Origin of the sequence: Kribbella sp. NPDC050820 (assembly GCF_040653975.1) — a bacterium.
GTDB lineage: Bacteria > Actinomycetota > Actinomycetes > Propionibacteriales > Kribbellaceae > Kribbella.
On record NZ_JBFAHB010000084.1, the window covers coordinates 20,478 to 37,097 of the forward strand.

General features: G+C 68.3%; 13 protein-coding genes. 8 read left to right on the top strand and 5 right to left on the bottom strand.

Annotation, left to right across the window (positions count from 1 at the left end; genetic code table 11):
• The first annotated feature begins 62 nt into the window (after positions 1 to 62).
• Entirely contained in the window at positions 63 to 626 is a 564-nt protein-coding gene (locus AB0H36_RS41255; protein WP_360536337.1) for a dihydrofolate reductase family protein, read from the top strand.
• A gap of 93 nt (positions 627 to 719) precedes the next feature.
• Here the strand turns inward: AB0H36_RS41255 and AB0H36_RS41260 are convergent, their stop codons facing one another.
• On the bottom strand, positions 720 to 1,751 hold the full coding sequence (locus tag AB0H36_RS41260) for an RNA polymerase subunit sigma-70 (RefSeq protein ID WP_360536339.1): 1,032 nt from the start codon (positions 1,749 to 1,751) through the stop codon (positions 720 to 722).
• A 165-nt stretch (positions 1,752 to 1,916) separates the two neighbouring features.
• Here AB0H36_RS41260 and AB0H36_RS41265 point away from each other — a divergent pair, with 165 nt between their 5' ends.
• A complete protein-coding gene (locus tag AB0H36_RS41265) occupies positions 1,917 to 2,630 on the top strand; it encodes a VOC family protein (RefSeq protein WP_360536360.1) in 714 nt (237 codons plus the stop codon).
• Between the two features lie 21 nt (positions 2,631 to 2,651).
• On the opposite strand, the gene AB0H36_RS41270 is transcribed toward AB0H36_RS41265, so the two are convergent.
• The 4 genes from AB0H36_RS41270 to AB0H36_RS41285 all read right to left on the bottom strand — a co-directional run bounded on the left by AB0H36_RS41270 (position 2,652) and on the right by AB0H36_RS41285 (position 6,795).
• Entirely contained in the window at positions 2,652 to 3,077 is a 426-nt protein-coding gene (locus tag AB0H36_RS41270; protein ID WP_360536341.1) for a DUF6069 family protein, read from the bottom strand.
• A gap of 26 nt (positions 3,078 to 3,103) precedes the next feature.
• Positions 3,104 to 3,667 carry a dihydrofolate reductase family protein gene (locus tag AB0H36_RS41275; protein ID WP_360536343.1) on the bottom strand — a complete coding sequence of 188 codons (564 nt, stop codon included), beginning with the start codon at positions 3,665 to 3,667 and terminating at the stop codon, positions 3,104 to 3,106.
• Between the two features lie 63 nt (positions 3,668 to 3,730).
• Complete coding sequence (locus AB0H36_RS41280) at positions 3,731 to 4,702, bottom strand: RNA polymerase subunit sigma-70 (RefSeq protein ID WP_360536345.1); 972 nt, start codon at positions 4,700 to 4,702, stop codon at positions 3,731 to 3,733.
• A gap of 89 nt (positions 4,703 to 4,791) precedes the next feature.
• On the bottom strand, positions 4,792 to 6,795 hold the full coding sequence (locus tag AB0H36_RS41285) for a hypothetical protein (protein WP_360536347.1): 2,004 nt from the start codon (positions 6,793 to 6,795) through the stop codon (positions 4,792 to 4,794).
• 299 nt (positions 6,796 to 7,094) lie between these two features.
• Here AB0H36_RS41285 and AB0H36_RS41290 point away from each other — a divergent pair, with 299 nt between their 5' ends.
• The 6 genes from AB0H36_RS41290 (at position 7,095) to AB0H36_RS41315 (ending at position 16,430) form a co-directional block, all read left to right on the top strand.
• Positions 7,095 to 8,180 carry a LacI family DNA-binding transcriptional regulator gene (locus AB0H36_RS41290; protein ID WP_360536349.1) on the top strand — a complete coding sequence of 362 codons (1,086 nt, stop codon included), beginning with the start codon at positions 7,095 to 7,097 and terminating at the stop codon, positions 8,178 to 8,180.
• A gap of 255 nt (positions 8,181 to 8,435) precedes the next feature.
• On the top strand, positions 8,436 to 11,903 hold the full coding sequence (locus tag AB0H36_RS41295; protein ID WP_360536351.1) for an endo-1,4-beta-xylanase: 3,468 nt from the start codon (positions 8,436 to 8,438) through the stop codon (positions 11,901 to 11,903).
• A 4-nt stretch (positions 11,904 to 11,907) separates the two neighbouring features.
• Positions 11,908 to 13,377 (top strand): extracellular solute-binding protein, encoded by a 1,470-nt coding sequence (locus AB0H36_RS41300; RefSeq protein WP_360536353.1) that lies wholly within the window; start codon positions 11,908 to 11,910, stop codon positions 13,375 to 13,377.
• Complete coding sequence (locus AB0H36_RS41305; RefSeq protein ID WP_360536355.1) at positions 13,377 to 14,363, top strand: sugar ABC transporter permease; 987 nt, start codon at positions 13,377 to 13,379, stop codon at positions 14,361 to 14,363. Before AB0H36_RS41300 ends, AB0H36_RS41305 begins: the two co-directional genes overlap by 1 nt.
• Positions 14,360 to 15,190 carry a carbohydrate ABC transporter permease gene (locus tag AB0H36_RS41310; protein WP_360536357.1) on the top strand — a complete coding sequence of 277 codons (831 nt, stop codon included), beginning with the start codon at positions 14,360 to 14,362 and terminating at the stop codon, positions 15,188 to 15,190. The genes AB0H36_RS41305 and AB0H36_RS41310 overlap by 4 nt, the downstream gene beginning before the upstream one ends.
• Before the next feature lie 10 nt (positions 15,191 to 15,200).
• A complete protein-coding gene (locus AB0H36_RS41315) occupies positions 15,201 to 16,430 on the top strand; it encodes a Gfo/Idh/MocA family oxidoreductase (protein WP_360536358.1) in 1,230 nt (409 codons plus the stop codon).
• Positions 16,431 to 16,620 lie beyond the last annotated feature (190 nt).

Genomic DNA, 16,620 nt, shown 5'->3' on the forward strand with positions numbered 1-16,620 from the left:
GATTAGGTTTCCGCGCGGTGCCCGTCTGTACGTGTGAGATCGACTCACAGGAGGCTGGCACGATGCGGAAACTGATCTTCGGAATGAACGTGAGCCTGGACGGCTACATCGCCGCGCCCGGCGACGACCTCGGCTGGAGCGTACCGAGCGACGAACTGTTCCAGTGGTGGTCCGACCGGGTGGGGGCGACGGACCTGGCGCTGTACGGGCGCAAACTGTGGGAGACGATGAGCTCCCACTGGCCGACCGCCGACCAGCAGCCCGGCGCCACACCGGCGGAGATCGAGTTCGCCCGCCGCTGGCGGGACATGCCGAAGGTCGTGTTCTCCTCGACGACCAGCACGGTCGACTGGAACACCCGCCTGGTCACCGGCGACGCGGTCACCGAGATCACCCGGCTCAAGGCCGAAGACGGCGGCCCTATGGACCTCGTCGGCGCCACACTCGCCGCAGCGGCCATGCGGGCCGGGCTGATCGACGAGTACCTGCTGGTCACCGCACCGGTCTTGCTGGGCGGCGGCACGCCGTTCTTCACCGCCCTGGACAGCTGGGTGAACCTGAACCTGGTGGAGACGCGGACGTTTCCCGGCGGCGTCGTACTGACCCGCTACGAGACGAGGCGCTGAGCACGGGCCAGATGCTCGGCTCGTGCAAAGATGCCCCGCCGGCAACGCCGGCGGGGCGGTGGTGTCCGCGTTGGTGTGCAGCTGGTCGGGTGCTCATTCCGCGGTGACGTCGTCTGATTCCAGTGTCGGGGGCAGGCCCAGCCATGGTTTGTCGTCGGCGTCGAATCCGGTGAGCTCGGCAATCTTCCCGTCGACGACGTGCAGGACCGCGATGGCAAACAGCCGGTACTTCGGGTCGTCGGGGGTGCGGAGGTACAGCGCGGCGGCAGGCATGCGGTTGACCGTCGTGGTGATACCGCGCCAGTCGTCGTAGCCGCGCTGGAAGAGCCCACCGGAGACCCAGCCGTCCACTGCGTCCCTGGCCGTCATGACCGAGGTGCCCTGATCGGGCAGCATCGCGAAGCGCAGGTCGTCGCGCAGCAGGGACGTCAGCCCGTCGAGGTCGTTGCGCTCATGGGCGTCGATGTACGACTTCACCGCGCCGCGCTCGTCGTTCGACAGCTCGTGGGTGGCGGGGCTCCGCCAGTCGAGGCGGCGGTCGGGCAGCTGCTCGCGCATCGTCACACGAGCCCGCTGCAGTGCGCTGGTCACCGATGCGACGGTCAGCTCGAGGGCGTCGGCCGCTTTCGACGCCGGCCAGCCGAGGACGTCGCGCAGGATGAACGCCGCCCGCTGCCGCGGCGGCAGGTGCTGGACGGCGACGATGAACGCCAGCTCGATCGTTTCCCGCGCCACCACCGATTCCTGCGGGTCCTCGGGGAGCATCCGGTCGGGGTACGGCTGCAGGTACAGCACCTCGGAGTCGAGGTCCGGCAGCTCGGACGGTGCGGGTGTGCGGTCGTTGCGCTTCTCCAGGAAGTCGAGGCAGGCGTTCGTCGCGATCCGGTACAGCCAGGTCCGCAGGGCCGCGTGGCCCTTGAACGATTCCCGCTTGTTCCACGCTCGCAGGAACGTCTCCTGCGTCATGTCCTGGGCGTCCTCGTAGTTCGCGAGCATCCGATAGCAGTGCACCTGCAGCTCACGCCGGTAGCGCTCCGTGAGGAGTGCGAACCGCGCCGTGTCGTCTGAGCGGACCGCCGCGATGAATGTGGCCTCGTCGGCGCCCAGCAGTCTGGCCTCGGTCATGGTCATCAATCCTTCCACCGGTACGGGAGGGCTACCAGAACTGACGACGGGGCGGAGGATTTCTGATCGGTGCAGCCACGTGTGTGCGCGTGTTGTCGCCGACTCGGAAAGTTCGTGGCTCGTACGGGGGTGTCCGCATAGGGTTGCGGGATGGCGTTGGAGCTTGTGCAGGTCAATTTCAAGGCTGGGGATGACCTGGCACTGGGGCGGTTCTGGGCTGGGGCGTTGGGGTGGGGGACTGTGGGCGCGGAGGCTGGGGCCACCGGGGTTTTGCCGGTGGGATCTGGGTGGCCGCTGCCCGGTGCGGTCAGTCTTGATGTGATCAGGGTCCCGGACCCGGAGACGGTGAAGAACCGTGCCCACATTGAGCTCGCAACCAGTTCGGCGGCGCATCATGCGGAACTGGTGGCGCGGTTGATGGAGCTTGGCGCTACGCCAGCTGAGGTGGACGTCCCGTGGACGGTTTTGGCTGATCCAGAAGGGAATCTGTTGTGTGTGCTGGAGCCTCGGAAGCTCTACCGGGACACCGGGCCGATCGCGGCGGTGGTTGTCGACTGCACCGACCCGCGGGCCATGGCGCGGTTCTGGGGTGAGGTCATGGGCTGGACGGTGCACGAGGTGACCGACGAGCACGCGATGCTGCGGTCTGCCAGGGGGACCGGGCCGTATCTGGAGTTCCTCCGCACACCCCATGGGAAGGACCTGCCGCGCCGCGCGCATCTCGACCTGCTGCCGGACCCGGTTGAGGATCAAGCGGTGGAGGTGGCTCGGGTGCGGGGCCTCGGCGCCACCCCGGCCGATGTGGGCCAGGGCGACGTACCTTGGGTGGTTCTGGCCGATCTGGAAGGCAACGAGTTCTGCGTTCTCGGCCGAGGCTGACAACCTCACCACCTCCAACAGCTACTTGCGGGAGGTCGCCCGGAACGCCGGAACGAGTACTGCGGCGACCGCGACGTGCGCGAGTGCGAGCACGGTCTTGGTCCCACCCGACGCCTCGATGGTGAACAGCGGGAAGACGAACGACACGGCCAGGAACGCCAGTGCCACGACCGTCCAGATCAGCCGGGCGCGCGCGGTCACGCGCTCCAGCAGGGCCAGCAGCGCCCAGCCCAGCAGGGAGAAGAACAGCGAGAACATGATGAACGCGCTCGCCCCGAGATCCTGCGGTTCCTGCCCCTCGGCCTTGATGACCATGTCGTTGCCGAGCAACGGCTCGCCGACCACCCAGACCAGGACGGCCGCCACGACGGCTCCCAGTACTGCGAGAGCCCGAATACGCCGGCGCCTTCCGGCACTGATCTCCTGCACATCACTCTGAATCGTCACGTCGACTCCTTCAGCAGATCCTGTGCTCACGGCTTGACCGGCCGGTATCGCACGGTGAGCTCGGCCGTGGGGTCGCCGTCGCTGACCCGGTGGAGGTAGTGCGGCCGGCCACCGGGCAGGTCCAGCAGCCGGATGCCGTCGCCGAGCAGCACCGGCGCGATGTGCAGGTCGATCTCGTCGAGCAGGCCGCGTTCGAGGAGTTGTGCACCGATGTTTGGCGACAGCACCTCGACGTTCTTGCCGTCGGCCGCGGCCAGCGCGATCCGCACCGCCTCGGCCACGTCACAGTCCAGGAACGTGACGCCCTCGGCGGGGGCGGCGTCCTCCGGGTGATGGGTGAGCACGAAGATGGGCCCGGTCCAGGCACCTCCGTAGACGGCCCCCGGATCCGGGAACTGGTCCCAGCCGCGCCGGCCGCCGAGGACCGCGCCGGTGGTCGCGACGTACTCGTCGATCAGTCCCGGCTGGGGCGAGATGCCGGTCATCATCCAGTCCATCTCGTGGTTCGGCCCGGCCACGAATCCGTCCAAGGACATGGTGAAGTGCCACAGCACCTTGCCGTCGGCGGTCTGCGGTTCGATGTCGTTCACTGGTGTCTCTCCTCTGCGGCTGATTGCCTCGTGCAGTATTGAGACGGCATCGACCGCCAAACCTCATCGGTCCAGCGTGGGTGGGAGGTTGAACGCCGGGAACAGGGCCGGCTCGTGGAACGCGACCATCTCCGTGATCCGGCCGTCGCGGACCTGCAGCACGCCGAGGCCGAACGGCTCGTACGTGTCCCCGCCCGGCGGACACCGGTACGTCGCTGCGGCCAGCTCACCGTTGGCACAGGCGACCGGCAGCACGCGCAGCGTTCCCACGTAGTACGGCGAGCCGGGGTCCCAGCTCTCGGCCAGCGCTGCCAGCACGCCATCGCGGTCGGCGAACCACTCCGGGTACGGCGGCATCGTCGCCCGCACGTCCTTCGCCAGCAGCTCCGCGACCTCGGCAAGGTCGCCGCGCTCCACCGCAGACATGTAGCGGCGCAGGATCTTGCGGTCCTCGTCGGTGGGCGGGGCTGACGGAGCCCAGTCTGACCGGCCCGGCGGCAGGTGGGTGCGCAGGGTGGCCCTGGCCCGCTGCAGGGCACTGTTGACCGAGGCGACGCTGCCGTCCAGAACCTCGGCTGTCTGGCGAACCGGCCAGCCCAGCACGTCGCACAGGATCGTCGCGGCGCGCTGCCTCGGCGGCAGGTGCTGGATGGCGGCCAGGAACGCCAGCTCCAGCGTCTCCTTCGCGACCACCGCCGCCTCCGGGTCGTCCGCGCTCGGCGCCGCCGGCTCCCACAGGTGGCCGGGGAACGGCTGCAACCACGGGCCGTCCGGCGAATCGGCCTGATCGGGAAGCGTCCGGCGGCGACGGCCCTCCAGGAAGTCCAGGCAGGCGTTCGTGGCGATCCGGTACAACCAGGCGCGCAGGGACGAACGGCCCTCGAAGCCGTCCCGTCCGCGCCACGCCCGCAGGTACACCTCCTGGACCAGATCCTCCGCCTCGTCGAACGACCCGAGCATCCGGTAGCAGTGCACCCGCAGCTCGCCCCGGTGCAGCTCAGCGCGTTCAGCGAAGTCGGACTGCGGGATCTCCATCAGGACGCCTCTCTGTGCGGCTGCCGTAGAAGTGCACGTTCTCACGGTCAGCCGGTCTGATGTGCGCCAGGACCTCGTGGTCGAGGGAGTTACGCAGGGCGGGGAGGGACTACTTGACCGGGGTTCACCTCGCGGCCGTCGACTGTGATCGCGGTGCGGTCGGGGGTGATCGTCAGGTTGATGGTGTGGTTCTGGTGGGTGTAATTGGTGAGGGTGAGCGTGCCTTCGGGGAGGTGGTGCGGGTTGATGGTCAGGGAGCCGTCGGGGTTCGGGTGGATGCCGGCCAGGCCGGTGAGGATGGCTTCGGCGCCGGTGAGGCCGGCGATGACGTTGGCGCGGCGGCCGGTGGCGGGGGCGCCGGGTTTGTCGGAGTAGTGGTCCTGCGGGAAGTACGGGTAGTGGTCGCCCATCCAGAAGAGGCGGCGAAGGACATCCCACGCCAGTGCTGATTCGCCGCGTTCCCAGAGGGTCAGCGCGAGCTGGGGAGCTTCGCCGGTGTAGGCGCCGGCGCCGGACCAGTCGATGTCGGCGGTCTCGTAGTGGCGTGCGTCCTCGGCGCTGACACTGCTGACGCCGTACTCGCCGAGGAACGCGCCCGGACGGAGGTTCTTGATCAGGGCTGCGGCGACCTCGGGTGGGCAGGCGCCGGAACGCAGTACGTCGAAGGCCTGGATCGAGTAGGCGAGCTCGGTGTGACCGTCGGAGTAGCGGCTGCGGAACCAGCCGGCGTCGGCGTCCCACAGTTGGCGGATCACCTCGGTCCGGATCTGGTGGGCGGACGCGCGCAACTCGTCGACGGGTAAGGCGGCGCCGGAGAGTTCGGCCAGTTCGGCCAGGGTCTCCAGCGACCAGGCGCGTTCGGCGTTGGGGCTGGCGACAACGTGCTCCCAGCCGGCGCCGCGCATCTCGAGAAGGTTGCTCTGGTCGCCATAGTCACGCAGTACGCCGGTCTGGTCGTCGGGACGGAAGCGTTTGTCGAGGGCGGTGAGTACGTCGTACAGCCGTGAGACGAGACCGGGGTCGAGCCGGCGGTCCGCGGCGGCAGCGCGGGTCAGCATGGTGAGAGACCAGCCGCTGTAGGCGTAGGCGACGCCGAGGCCGGTGCCGTCGGGGGCGATGGCGTAGCGGTCGGTCAGGTCGGCGTCGAGGAAGGACTCGATGAGGTCGACGACGTGGTCGCCGAGCATGAGGCTGAGGACGTTGGGGGCGTAGCCGCCGGTGTCCCAGGCGTAGGCGCAGAGCGCGCCGCCGTCGAGACCTGAGGTCGCGATGAACGGGGTGGTGACGAAGTCCGGGTGGTCCCACCAGCAGACGAGGCCGCTGGCGAGCGAACGGCGGTAGTACTGCTCGAGGCCGGGGATGTCGCTGGTGAGGACGGGGACTCGGGCGAGGGCCTGGTCGATGCGGGCTGTCCATGCGCGGGTGGTGGCGGCCGCGTCCGCGGCGGGGTCGGCGGGCGGCGTTGCGTCGGCGGGGTGGACGGCGAGGCTGAAGGTGGCGTGACCGCCCGGGGGGAGTCGGGCGGTGAGGCCGGCGTGGGTGAGGGTGACGGGTGTGCTGGTGCCAGGTGCCAGCCCGCCCGGACCGCCCGGGCCCGGTTCGGGTGGGACCCAGCCCCAGTTGGACAGCTGGACAGCAGTGGCCTGGGTGGGAGCGAGTGCCGGGTGGACGGTGAGTTGGTGCGTGCGGTCTGAGCGGTTGTGGATGTGGATGGTCAGGATGTAGCCGGGTTCGCCGTGGCGGGGGGAGAGGGTGGTTTCGACGGCGAGGGAGATGAGGCGGCCGTCGACGTACTGGTGGTAGGTGCCTCGGCGCGTCAGGCGGTCTGGACGCCAGGTGCCGCCGGCGGGGAGGAGGCCGCGGTCGCCGGCGCCGGGGCGGGTGCCGTCCGGGATCGTCCGGCCGTCCAGCTCGAACGAGATCGTGAGGCGGCTGTCAGCGGCCGCGTGTGGGGGAGAGAACCAGCCGCCGACTCCGCAGACGGTGCCCGCGAGCCGGCTGACGGTTCCGGTGCCGCTGCCGACCCAGATTTGGTCCGGCGGCACGGCGCGGCGGAGATCGAAGGCGAAGTCGTCGAGGGCGTACGGCGGCATGGGCGGCCTTCCTGCAGAAGCTTGGCGAAGTGCAGCAGAGGCTGCCGAAGGGGCACAGCCTGGTGCGATGGCGGGCCGGCGGGAGTGGGCGTGCCGGACCGGTCCCGGCAGGTGATCCCGGCCCGCGTAGGACCGGTCCAACACGGTGGCTCGATGGTGGCACGAAGATTCCGAGAAGCGCAATGGCCAAGCGATGAAACCGTTTGCGTACGGACTGTTGACCTCGCTCCCGCCCGCTGTTACGTTCCGGTGCTGACCCGTTGGACCAGTCCAACGGCGCTGATCAAGGGAGGGGCCGGATGGCGAAGCTGACGATTCGCGACATCGCCGCGCTGTCCGGCCTGTCCAAGTCCACCGTCTCGCTGGTGCTGAACAACAGCCCGAAGGTGGACCCGGCGACCCGCCGGCACGTGCTCGCGGTGATGCGCAAGCACCGGTACGTGCCGAGTTTCGCGGCCACCGCGCTGGCCAAGGGCAGTACCCGGCTGATCGGGATGGTCGTGCCCGGCCTGTCCTGGCACATGGTTGCCTCGATCAACATCGGGGTGGCCGCGGTGACCGAGCGGAACGGGTTCGACATCATCCTGTACACCGCCACCAACGACCGTGACTACGGTTCGCTGATCGACCGCGTGCTGACCTCCAGCATGGCGTCCGGCCTGCTCGTGGTCAGTCACGAGCAGCCGCTCGAGCCACTCGTCCAGCTGCACCAGGAGGGCCTGCCGGTCGTCCTGGTGAACACCATCGACGCCGACGTGGACCTGCCGTCCGTCACCGCCGACAACTACGAAGGCGCGCTGACGGCGATGGACCACCTGATGCAACTCGGACACGAGCGAATCGCTTGTGTGCAAGGCCGAATGGCGTACCGGTGCTGCCAGGACCGCTACCGCGGCTACCTGGACGCGCTGCGCACTGCAGGCATCCAGCCCGATCCCGAGCTCACCAAACCCGGTGACTTCGTGCCCGAGCAGATCCGCTCCCGGTCGCGGGAGCTGTTCGCGCTGCCGGCCGGTCAGCGGCCGACCGCGGTGTTCGCGCACTCCGACGTGACGGCGTACGGCGTGATGACCGCCGCGGCCGAGGCCGGGTTGCGCGTGCCCGAGGACGTGTCGGTGATCGGCTTCGACGACATCGAGTCCGCGGCTCAGATCCGTCCGCCGCTGACCACAATCCAGCAACCGTTCGTCGAGATGGGCAAGCGCGCCGCGACCATGCTGGTCGAGGCGATCGGCCCGAACGACGACGAACCCGAAGAGCCGGCGACCGGCGAGGTGGAGTTGCCTCGCCTGGTGATGCCGACCAGCCTGATCGTCCGGGCGAGTTGCGGGCCGGTGCCCGTGACCCGGTCCCCGCGCGGACGGTCGCAGACCGCCAAGGCCTGATCCTCCGGATCGAGGTCCCGCCCGACCAACGACTCCTGGCGCCTATCGCGCCCACCGACAGCGCACACAGCCGTTCCCCCCACAGACCCCGGCCGGCGGCCGGCGGGTCAGGTGCTGCTGCGCGCCCTCTGGAAGGACCCCGGAGTGATCAAAAACCAGGAAATACCCCCTCCCCCTCGCTCCGCTCGAAGGCGGCGTTGGGCCAGTGCCGCCGCTGCGGTTGTTGTGGTTGTTGTGGGGGTGGTGGGGCAGCCTGTGGCTCGGGCTGAGGTGGTGCCGTTCGAGGTGTTGCCGGCGGATCCGATTGCCGGTTTCACGCAGTTCAAGAACCTGCCTGCCGACTCGACGGAGCAGGTCGCCATCACCGGCAACCCGAACTTCACCAAGGCCCTCGAGGTCACCGTGCCGAACGCCCCGCACAGCCCGGGGCTCGACGGCGAGTACGAGATCACGCTCGGCGTCGCCGCCACCCAGACCGTGACCGCCGGCGACGCGCTTGTCGCGACCCTCTGGATGCGGTCGATCGAGCCGACGCCCGGCAGTACGACGGGGAACGCGCACGTGGTCTTCGAGACCGACGGACCGCCGTACAAGAAGTCGATGAACGCGGCGCTGCTCTACGGCCCGGAGTGGCAGAAGTTCGAGTTCCCGGTCCGCGCCGCGGTCACCTACGAAGCGGGGACGGCGACCGCCGCGCACCTCAACCTCTGGCTCGGGTACGGCGCTCAGAAGTTCCAGATCGCCGGCGTCTCGGTCAAGGACTGGGGGCCGGGCACGCCAGCAGGCTACCCGCAGGTGACGTACGAAGGTCGCGAGGCCAACGCAGCCTGGCGTACAGCGGCCAACGCCAGAATCGACCAGTACCGCAAGGGAAACCTGGCCGTGTCCGTCGTCGACCCGGCCGGCAATCCGGTCAGCGGCGCGACCGTGTCCGCCGTGCAGCAGACCAGCGCGTTCAAGTTCGGCGCCGCCTCCGACGGGTCGCGGCTGATCGGCGACCCGTCCAGCGGGATCAGCGCGAGCGACCTGGCGCAGTACCAGAGCAAGGCCTCGACGCTGTTCAATCAAGGAGCCCTGGGCAACAACCTCAAGTGGAGCAACCACTGGGAGAACCAGGCCGAGCGGGACACGATCACCATGCCCGCGCTGCAGTGGATGCGGGAACGCGGTCTGCGGGTCCGCGGCCACACCCTGATCTGGCCGTCCTGGGGCTACATGCCGCCGGACCTGGTCACGTTGCAGAACGATCCGGCCGCGCTCCGGGCCCGGGTGAACAACCACATCACCGACGAGGCAACCACGCTGAAGGGGATGGTCGACGAGTGGGACGTGGTCAACGAGCCGTACTCCGAGCACAGCCTGCAGGACATCCTCGGTCCGGGCGAGATCGAGTCCTGGTTCCGGCTGGCCCGCCAGGCCGACCCGACCGTGCCGCTGGCGCTGAACGACTACGGCCTGCTGGAGAACAACGGCTGGGAGAAGCGGCACCGCGACCACGTCTACGGCATCGTGCAGTCGCTGAAGGCGGCCGGTGCGCCGATCGACCTGGTCGGCATGGAGAGCCACTTCAACGGACTGCAGCTGACCTCGCCGGACGACCTGATGTCGATCGTCGACCAGTTCGCCGCGCTCGGGGTGACGGTGGCGATCACCGAGTTCGACGTGGACACCGATGACCTGCAACTGCAGGCGGACTACACCCGCGACTTCATGACCGCGATGTTCTCGAACCCGAATGTCAACCAGATCAGCAACTTCGGGATCTGGGCCAACAACATCTACAACCCGCGGGTCGCGCTCTACAACGCCGACTGGTCGCCGAAGCCGAACGCGCTGGTCTGGGAGGATCTGATCAAGCGCCAGTGGCATACGAGCGTCAACGGCCAGACGAGCGCCGGCGGGACGTTCGGGACGCGTGGCTTCCTCGGTGACTACCTGGTGACGGTCACCGTGAACGGCATCTCCAAGCAGGTCAAGGTACCGATGCCGACCACGGCCGGCGCCTCCGTGAAGGTGATCGCCGACGGCATCGCGACCACGGTCCGGACCGCGCAGCCCAACCCGGTCGGCGACGGCGACTTCGAGAGCGGCACCCGCGGCTGGACTCCGCTCGGCACCGGCCCATCGACTGCCGCCAACGCGCACAGCGGATACACAGCGCTTTCGCTCAGCCCAGGGTCGGGCGTGACCCAGAACATCACCGGCCTGACGCCGGGCACGAGCTACCTGCTGTCCGGCTGGGGACGCCTCAATGGCGGCGGCACCCAGTGCTACATCGGGGTGCGCGGGGGAGCGACGGCAGGTACTCCGACCTTCCAGTACGAGCTCACCTACGCCGACGAACGCGCTTACACCCAGAAGCTCGCGGCATTCACGCCTCCGACCGGGACGAAGTGGATCCAGGTGTTCGCCTGGTCCAACCCGAACCCGACCACGTCGGAGTGCACGCTCGACGACATCAGGATCACGCCGACCGACGGCACGCCACCACCCGCCCAGGGTCCGCCGGCGACAACGCCGTACCTGCCGACGCCGTCTGTCCTGGTGAACGGGACGCTCGAGAACCAATCCAGTACGACGGGCTGGTACTGCCTCGGCACGTGCACCCTCAAGAACGCGGCGACGACTCCGCACACCGGTAGCGGCGACCTGTCGATCACCGGACGCGCAGCAGCGTGGGCCGGCCCGGCGCAGGGCGTGTCCGTGGTGAACGGCGGTCTGTACGACTCGTCCGCCTGGGTGCGGCTCGCGAGTGGTTCCGACACCGCGATGGTGAGCCTGAAGCTGACCACCTCGACCGGATCGACCACGATCAGGCTCGGTCAGGCACCGGTGACGAGCACCGGCTGGACGCGGATCTCCGCGGCCAACACGAAGGTCGCCTGGACCGGCACACTGACCAAGGCCGAGTGGTGGATCAGTACGACGACCGGCACCGGCAACCTCCTGGTCGACGACACCTCGTTCGCTCCGAAGGCCAAGCCGGTCGCCGGCCGCGACCTCCTGACCAACGGTGACGCCGAGCAAGGCACCGACAACTGGACCTGTTCGACGTCCTGCACCGCGCAGACCGCTCAGGTGCACGGCGGCTCCACCGCAATCCTCGGTACGACGCCGACGCAAACCGTGACCGTGGCGAACGGAGCGTCGTACAAGACCTCGGCCTGGATCCGGCTGGCGACCGGCACCGGGACCGCCCAGGTGCAGCTGAAGCTGACGAAGTCGGACGGGTCGGTCGCGACCGTGCCGTTGGCGTCGGCCGCGGTGAACGCGTCCGGCTGGACGAAGGTTGCCGCGGACAACATCCCGGTCAGCTGGACGGGCACGCTCACCAAGGCCGAGTGGGTCGTCGCCAACGACAACGTCTACGTCGACGATGCGGCCCTGCAACCGGCCGGTGTCGAGCAGACCGCGTTCAACCCGGTGCAGCCGACCGCGGCCTGCGTCGTACGGAACTCGGTCGACAACACGTACACGGCGTACTTCGGCTACTCGAACGCCAACAACTACTACATCCCGGTCCCGGTCGGGAGCGACAACTACTTCAGCCCCGGACCGTCGGACCGCGGCCAGTCCGTTCACTTCCTGCCCTTCCAGCGGCCGCGCCGGGTCGCGGTCAGCTGGGACGGCAGTCCACTCACCTGGCGGCTCGGCACCCTGACCCAGACCGCATCGTCCACGTCACCGGCGTGCGGCGCGGCCGCCAGTATTCATCGGAGGTAAACCCATGTCATCACGCATCTCACGACGGACCCTGCTCAGAGGTGCAGCGGCGCTGGCCGGTGCGGGAGCGGTCGCCGGCTGCTCCTCGTCGGGCGACAGCGGCGAGGGCTCGAAGGCCCGGACCACCATCACCTACTGGGACTGGTACGCCAGCCAGGCCGGCTGGGTCGACAACGAGATCAAGCTGTTCCAGGAGGCCAATCCCGGGATCGCGGTGAAGAAGACCACGCAGGTCAGCGACAAGTACGCCGACCTGGTCTCGCTCGCGTACCGCAGCAACAACCCGCCGGACATCCTGATGATCCCGAAGAGCCCGCAGCTCAGCCAGCAGGTCTCGCAGGGCTGGCTGATGCCGGTGGACAAGTGGGCGACGAAGTCCTGGCAGTCCCGCTTCCCGCAGAACAGCTTCGTCGAGGGTGTCGACGTCTTCGACGGCAAGGTCTACACCGCGCCGTTCGCGGCCCCGGCGCCGTCCCTGCAGCTGTACATCCACCACGGCGTCTTCAAGGAGGCCGGGCTGACCAACCCCGACGGCAGCGTCAAGCTACCGAAGACCTGGGACGACGTGAGCCGCGCGGCCGAGGCGATCGCGTCGAAGAGCGGCGGCAAGGTGTCGCCGTTCGGCTTCGGCAACTCGACGAACACGACCCTGGCCTGGTGGCTCGATCTGTTCGTCCGCGGGGCCGGCTCGCCGGGCGGCGCCGCCGTCGGCGGGATCGACGGGATGGACTACCGGGTCGGGCAGTGGACCTTCGGGACCGACCGCAACTACGCCGACGTGATCAACCTGCTGCTGGAGTGGAAGGGCAAGAACTGGTTCTACCCGAGCTCGATGAGCATCTCCGACGAGCAGGCGCGGGCGTTCTTCGAGCGCGGCCGGTTCGGGATGACCGTCGGCGGGGTCTGGAACCAGCCGGAGTGGACCAAGCACAAGTTCACCGACTACAGCCTGGTCACGCTGCCGACGCCGGGCGGCGACCCGAAGGCGTTGTTCTACGGCCCGCCCGGCGGCCGGTTCGTCGCGGTCTCGTCGAAGTCCAAGCATGCCGACGAGGCCTGGGCCTGGTTCGACTGGCTGTACAGCGCGGACGCCGGCAAGCGCTGGGTCGAGCAGGGCCAAGGGCTCTCGGTCTACGCGCAGAACAACGACCCGAAGGCGGTCACGTTCGCGCCGTTCGCGCAGTACGTCGCCATGTCGGGCGCCGCCGTGGTCGGCCCGCAACCGACGATCCGGAACCCGAAGCTGACCAAGCTCGAGCTGCCCGCGGTGAAGCCGGACATCAACGATGTGCTGGCCGGCATCTACACCGGTCAGCTCAAGGACGTCCAAGGTGCGCTCAGCGAGCTCACCGGCAAGATGAACCAGGCGCTGGGCGACGCGGTGAAAAAGGTCGGCGCCGGTGCGAGCCTGAAGGACTTCGCGTTCACCGACTGGGACCTGACCAAGCCGTACACGACGAAACCGGTCGCCTGATGGCGCTGACCGCCGTACGGGACGACGTCGCCACCGCCGGACCGCCGCCTGCGGTCGGTCGGCGGCGGCGTCGCCGTACCTATCTGTGGTCGTACGTCTACCTGGCGCCGATGATGGTGCTGCTGCTCGGCTTCGTGGTGTACCCGATCATCGCGTCGCTCGGGTACACGTTCTACAAGTGGGACGGCATCGGCGACCCGACCGACTTCGTCGGGCTGGACAACTTCCGGCAGATCGTCGACGACAGCATCTTCTGGCGGTCACTCGGCCACACCTTCGTGTACGCCGCCTTCGTCGTACCGATCCAGTTGGTGCTGGCACTCGCGCTCGCGCTGGTGCTGAACAACAAGCGGCTGCGGTTCGCCTCCTTCTACCGGACGCTGTTCTTCCTGCCGGTGGTGACGTCGGCCGCGGTGATCGGGGTCGTGATCCAGCTCCTGGTGTCGAACTTCGGCGAGTCGATCAACGACCTGCTGCTGAAGGTGCACGTGATCGACCGGCCGGTCGACTGGCTCGGGGACCCGCACTTCGCGATGGCGATCATCATCCTGGTCGGGATCTGGCACACCTTCGGCTACAACCTGGTGTACTTCCTGGCCGGGCTGCAGACGATCCCCGAGGAGCTGTACGAGGCGGCCCGGCTGGACGGCGCCGGCCGGATCGCGACGTTCCGGTACATCACCATCCCGATGTTGCGGGCGGTCGGAGTGGTGATCGTCGTCCTGGCGGTGATCGGGACCTTCCAGATCTTCGACCTGGTCCAGGTGCTGACCAGCGGCGGCCCGTACTTCTCCACCGAGGTCGTGAACACCTACATCTACCACCTGGCCTTCGGCGGCAGTAACGCCAACGCGGTCCAGCCCGACATCGGGCTCGCCTCGGCGGCGTCGTTCATCTACGGACTGCTGCTGATCGTGTTCTCCGTGGTCCAGGTCGTCGTACTGCGTTCTCTCGCGAGGCGCCGGGGGACAGGAGGCGCGCGATGACTCGGCGGCGGATGGTGACGGCGATGACGCATGTCGCCTTGCTGGTCAGTGGACTGGCCTGGCTGTACCCGTTGTTCTGGGCGCTCGGCAGTTCGCTGAAGAGTGACGACGAGTTCTTCGGCCGCGGGCTCAACCCGATGCCATCGCAGTTTCTCTGGTCGAACTACCTGGACGCCTGGCGCGAGGCGTCGTTCGGGCGCTACTTCATGAACACTTTTCTGATCACCCTCGGGACGGTGGTGGTTACTTTAGTAGTCACGTCCACCGCGGGATACGTACTTGCCCGGACACGCTTCCCGGGCCGTGGTTTCTGTCTGGGGCTGGTGTCGGCGACGCTGTTCCTGCCGCACGGCTACACCATCATCCCGGTGTTCGACCTGATGCAGCGGCTGCATCTGCTGAACAGCCTGTGGGCGGTGATCATCGTGCAGGCGTCCGGCGGGGTCGTGTTCGGCACGTTCCTGTTCATGGGCTACTTCATGGCGATCGACCGTGAGCTCGAGGACGCGGCCCAGGTCGACGGCGCGAACTTCCACCAGACGTTCGCGCGGATCATGCTGCCGCTGTCCGGCCCGATGCTGGCCACGGTCGGCCTGTTCACCGCGATCACCGCCTGGAACAGCTTCTTCATCCCGCTGGTCTTCACGCTCGGCCGGCCGGAGCTGCGCACGCTCGCGATCGGCATGTACGCGTTCATCGGCGAGAACTCGACCGAGTGGACGCTGCTGTGCGCCGGGACGGTGATCACGCTCGCTCCGATCGTCCTGCTGTTCCTGCTGCTGCAACGCTTCTTCGTCAACGGCCTGGCCGGCGCGGTCAAGCAATAGGGGGTCATCCATGTCCACACCTGTGCGGACGGCGATCGTCGGAGCCGGCCACCGCGCGCAACTGTTCACCGAAGGACTCGCCAAGCGGGACGCGTACGACGTCGTGGCGTTGTGCGACCCGAACTCGGTCCGGATGGCCTTCCACAACCGGATGCTGCTGGCAGCCGGCCGCCGTACCGCTCATCAGTGGCCGCCGGCGCGGTTCGACGAGATGCTGCGGGTCGAGCGGATCGAGTTGCTGGTGGTGACGAGCGTCGACGTGACCCACGACCGGTACATCGAGTCGGCGCTGCGGGCCGGTGTCCGGGTGATCTGCGAGAAGCCGATGACGACGGATGCGGAGAAGGCGCAGCGCATCCTCGACACCGTCCGGGAGACGGGCGGGTCGCTGTCGGTCGCGTACAACTACCGGTTCAACCCGGTGCACCGGCGGGTGCGGTCACTGTTGGCCGAGGGCGCGATCGGTGACGTGCATTCCGTGCACTTCGAGTGGCTGCTCGACGTATCGCACGGCGCGGACTACTTTCGGCGCTGGCATCGCGACAAGGCGAACTCCGGCGGCCTGATGGTCCACAAGGCCAGTCATCACTTCGACCTGGTGAACTGGTGGCTCGGCGCCGAGCCGGAGTTGGTGTACGGGCGCGGCCAGCTGGCCTTCTACGGTCCTGGTCGACGGCATGGGTACGCACGGGACTACGCACGAGCACACGGATCCGCCGAGGCGCTGGACGACCCGTTCGCTCTGCATCTGGCGGACAACGCGACCATGCGGGAGCTGTACCTGGACGCGGAGGGCGAGGACGGGTATTACCGCGACCGCAACGTGTTCGCGCCGGGCGTGACGATCGAGGACGACATGGCGTTGCTGGTGTCGTACGACACCGGCGCGACGATGACGTACCACCTGACCGCCTACTCACCGGCCGAGGGCTACCGGGTGATGTTCAACGGATCGCGCGGCCGGCTGGAGCTGGATGTCGAAGAGTCGACATTTCGGACCAGCATCACGCTTCGCCCGTTGTGGTCGCCGCCTGTCGACCACACGGTCGAGCCTGATCACACCGGCCATGGTGGCGCCGATCCGCGGGTCCTGGCCGCACTCCTCGACAACGATCCGACGCACGGTGCCGACGTCGCGGACGCGCGGCAGGCGGCCTTGGCCCTGGTCACCGGCCTGGCCGCCAACCGCTCGTTCGAAACCGGTCAGCCCGTGCGGACTGCCGACGTACTGAAGCTCTAGCTTTCGCGCTGGGAGTCAAGGGTGAGTGTGGGCAGGCGTGAGTGCCGTCCGGCGTCTTGGCGGTTCGGACGGGGTCTGGTGCGTGATGAAGAGGCCGGTGTGTAGGGGTTTGGCCGCAGTGGGGCCGCCGTTGGCCGGCAGGCTGATCAGTCGCGGTCGTGCCGCAGGCTTTCGTGTGCGCCGTGCGTAG

What these genes read in the sequence shown, in the direction of transcription:
- AB0H36_RS41300 (WP_360536353.1), top strand. Translation starts at nt 11,908, where the DNA reads ATGTCATCACGCATCTCACGACGGACCCTGCTCAGAGGTGCAGCGGCG.
- AB0H36_RS41285 (WP_360536347.1), bottom strand. Translation starts at nt 6,795, where the DNA reads ATGCCGCCGTACGCCCTCGACGACTTCGCCTTCGATCTCCGCCGCGCC.
- AB0H36_RS41290 (WP_360536349.1), top strand. Translation starts at nt 7,095, where the DNA reads ATGGCGAAGCTGACGATTCGCGACATCGCCGCGCTGTCCGGCCTGTCC.
- AB0H36_RS41260 (WP_360536339.1), bottom strand. Translation starts at nt 1,751, where the DNA reads ATGACCGAGGCCAGACTGCTGGGCGCCGACGAGGCCACATTCATCGCG.
- AB0H36_RS41310 (WP_360536357.1), top strand. Translation starts at nt 14,360, where the DNA reads ATGACTCGGCGGCGGATGGTGACGGCGATGACGCATGTCGCCTTGCTG.
- AB0H36_RS41280 (WP_360536345.1), bottom strand. Translation starts at nt 4,702, where the DNA reads ATGGAGATCCCGCAGTCCGACTTCGCTGAACGCGCTGAGCTGCACCGG.
- AB0H36_RS41255 (WP_360536337.1), top strand. Translation starts at nt 63, where the DNA reads ATGCGGAAACTGATCTTCGGAATGAACGTGAGCCTGGACGGCTACATC.
- AB0H36_RS41305 (WP_360536355.1), top strand. Translation starts at nt 13,377, where the DNA reads ATGGCGCTGACCGCCGTACGGGACGACGTCGCCACCGCCGGACCGCCG.
- AB0H36_RS41315 (WP_360536358.1), top strand. Translation starts at nt 15,201, where the DNA reads ATGTCCACACCTGTGCGGACGGCGATCGTCGGAGCCGGCCACCGCGCG.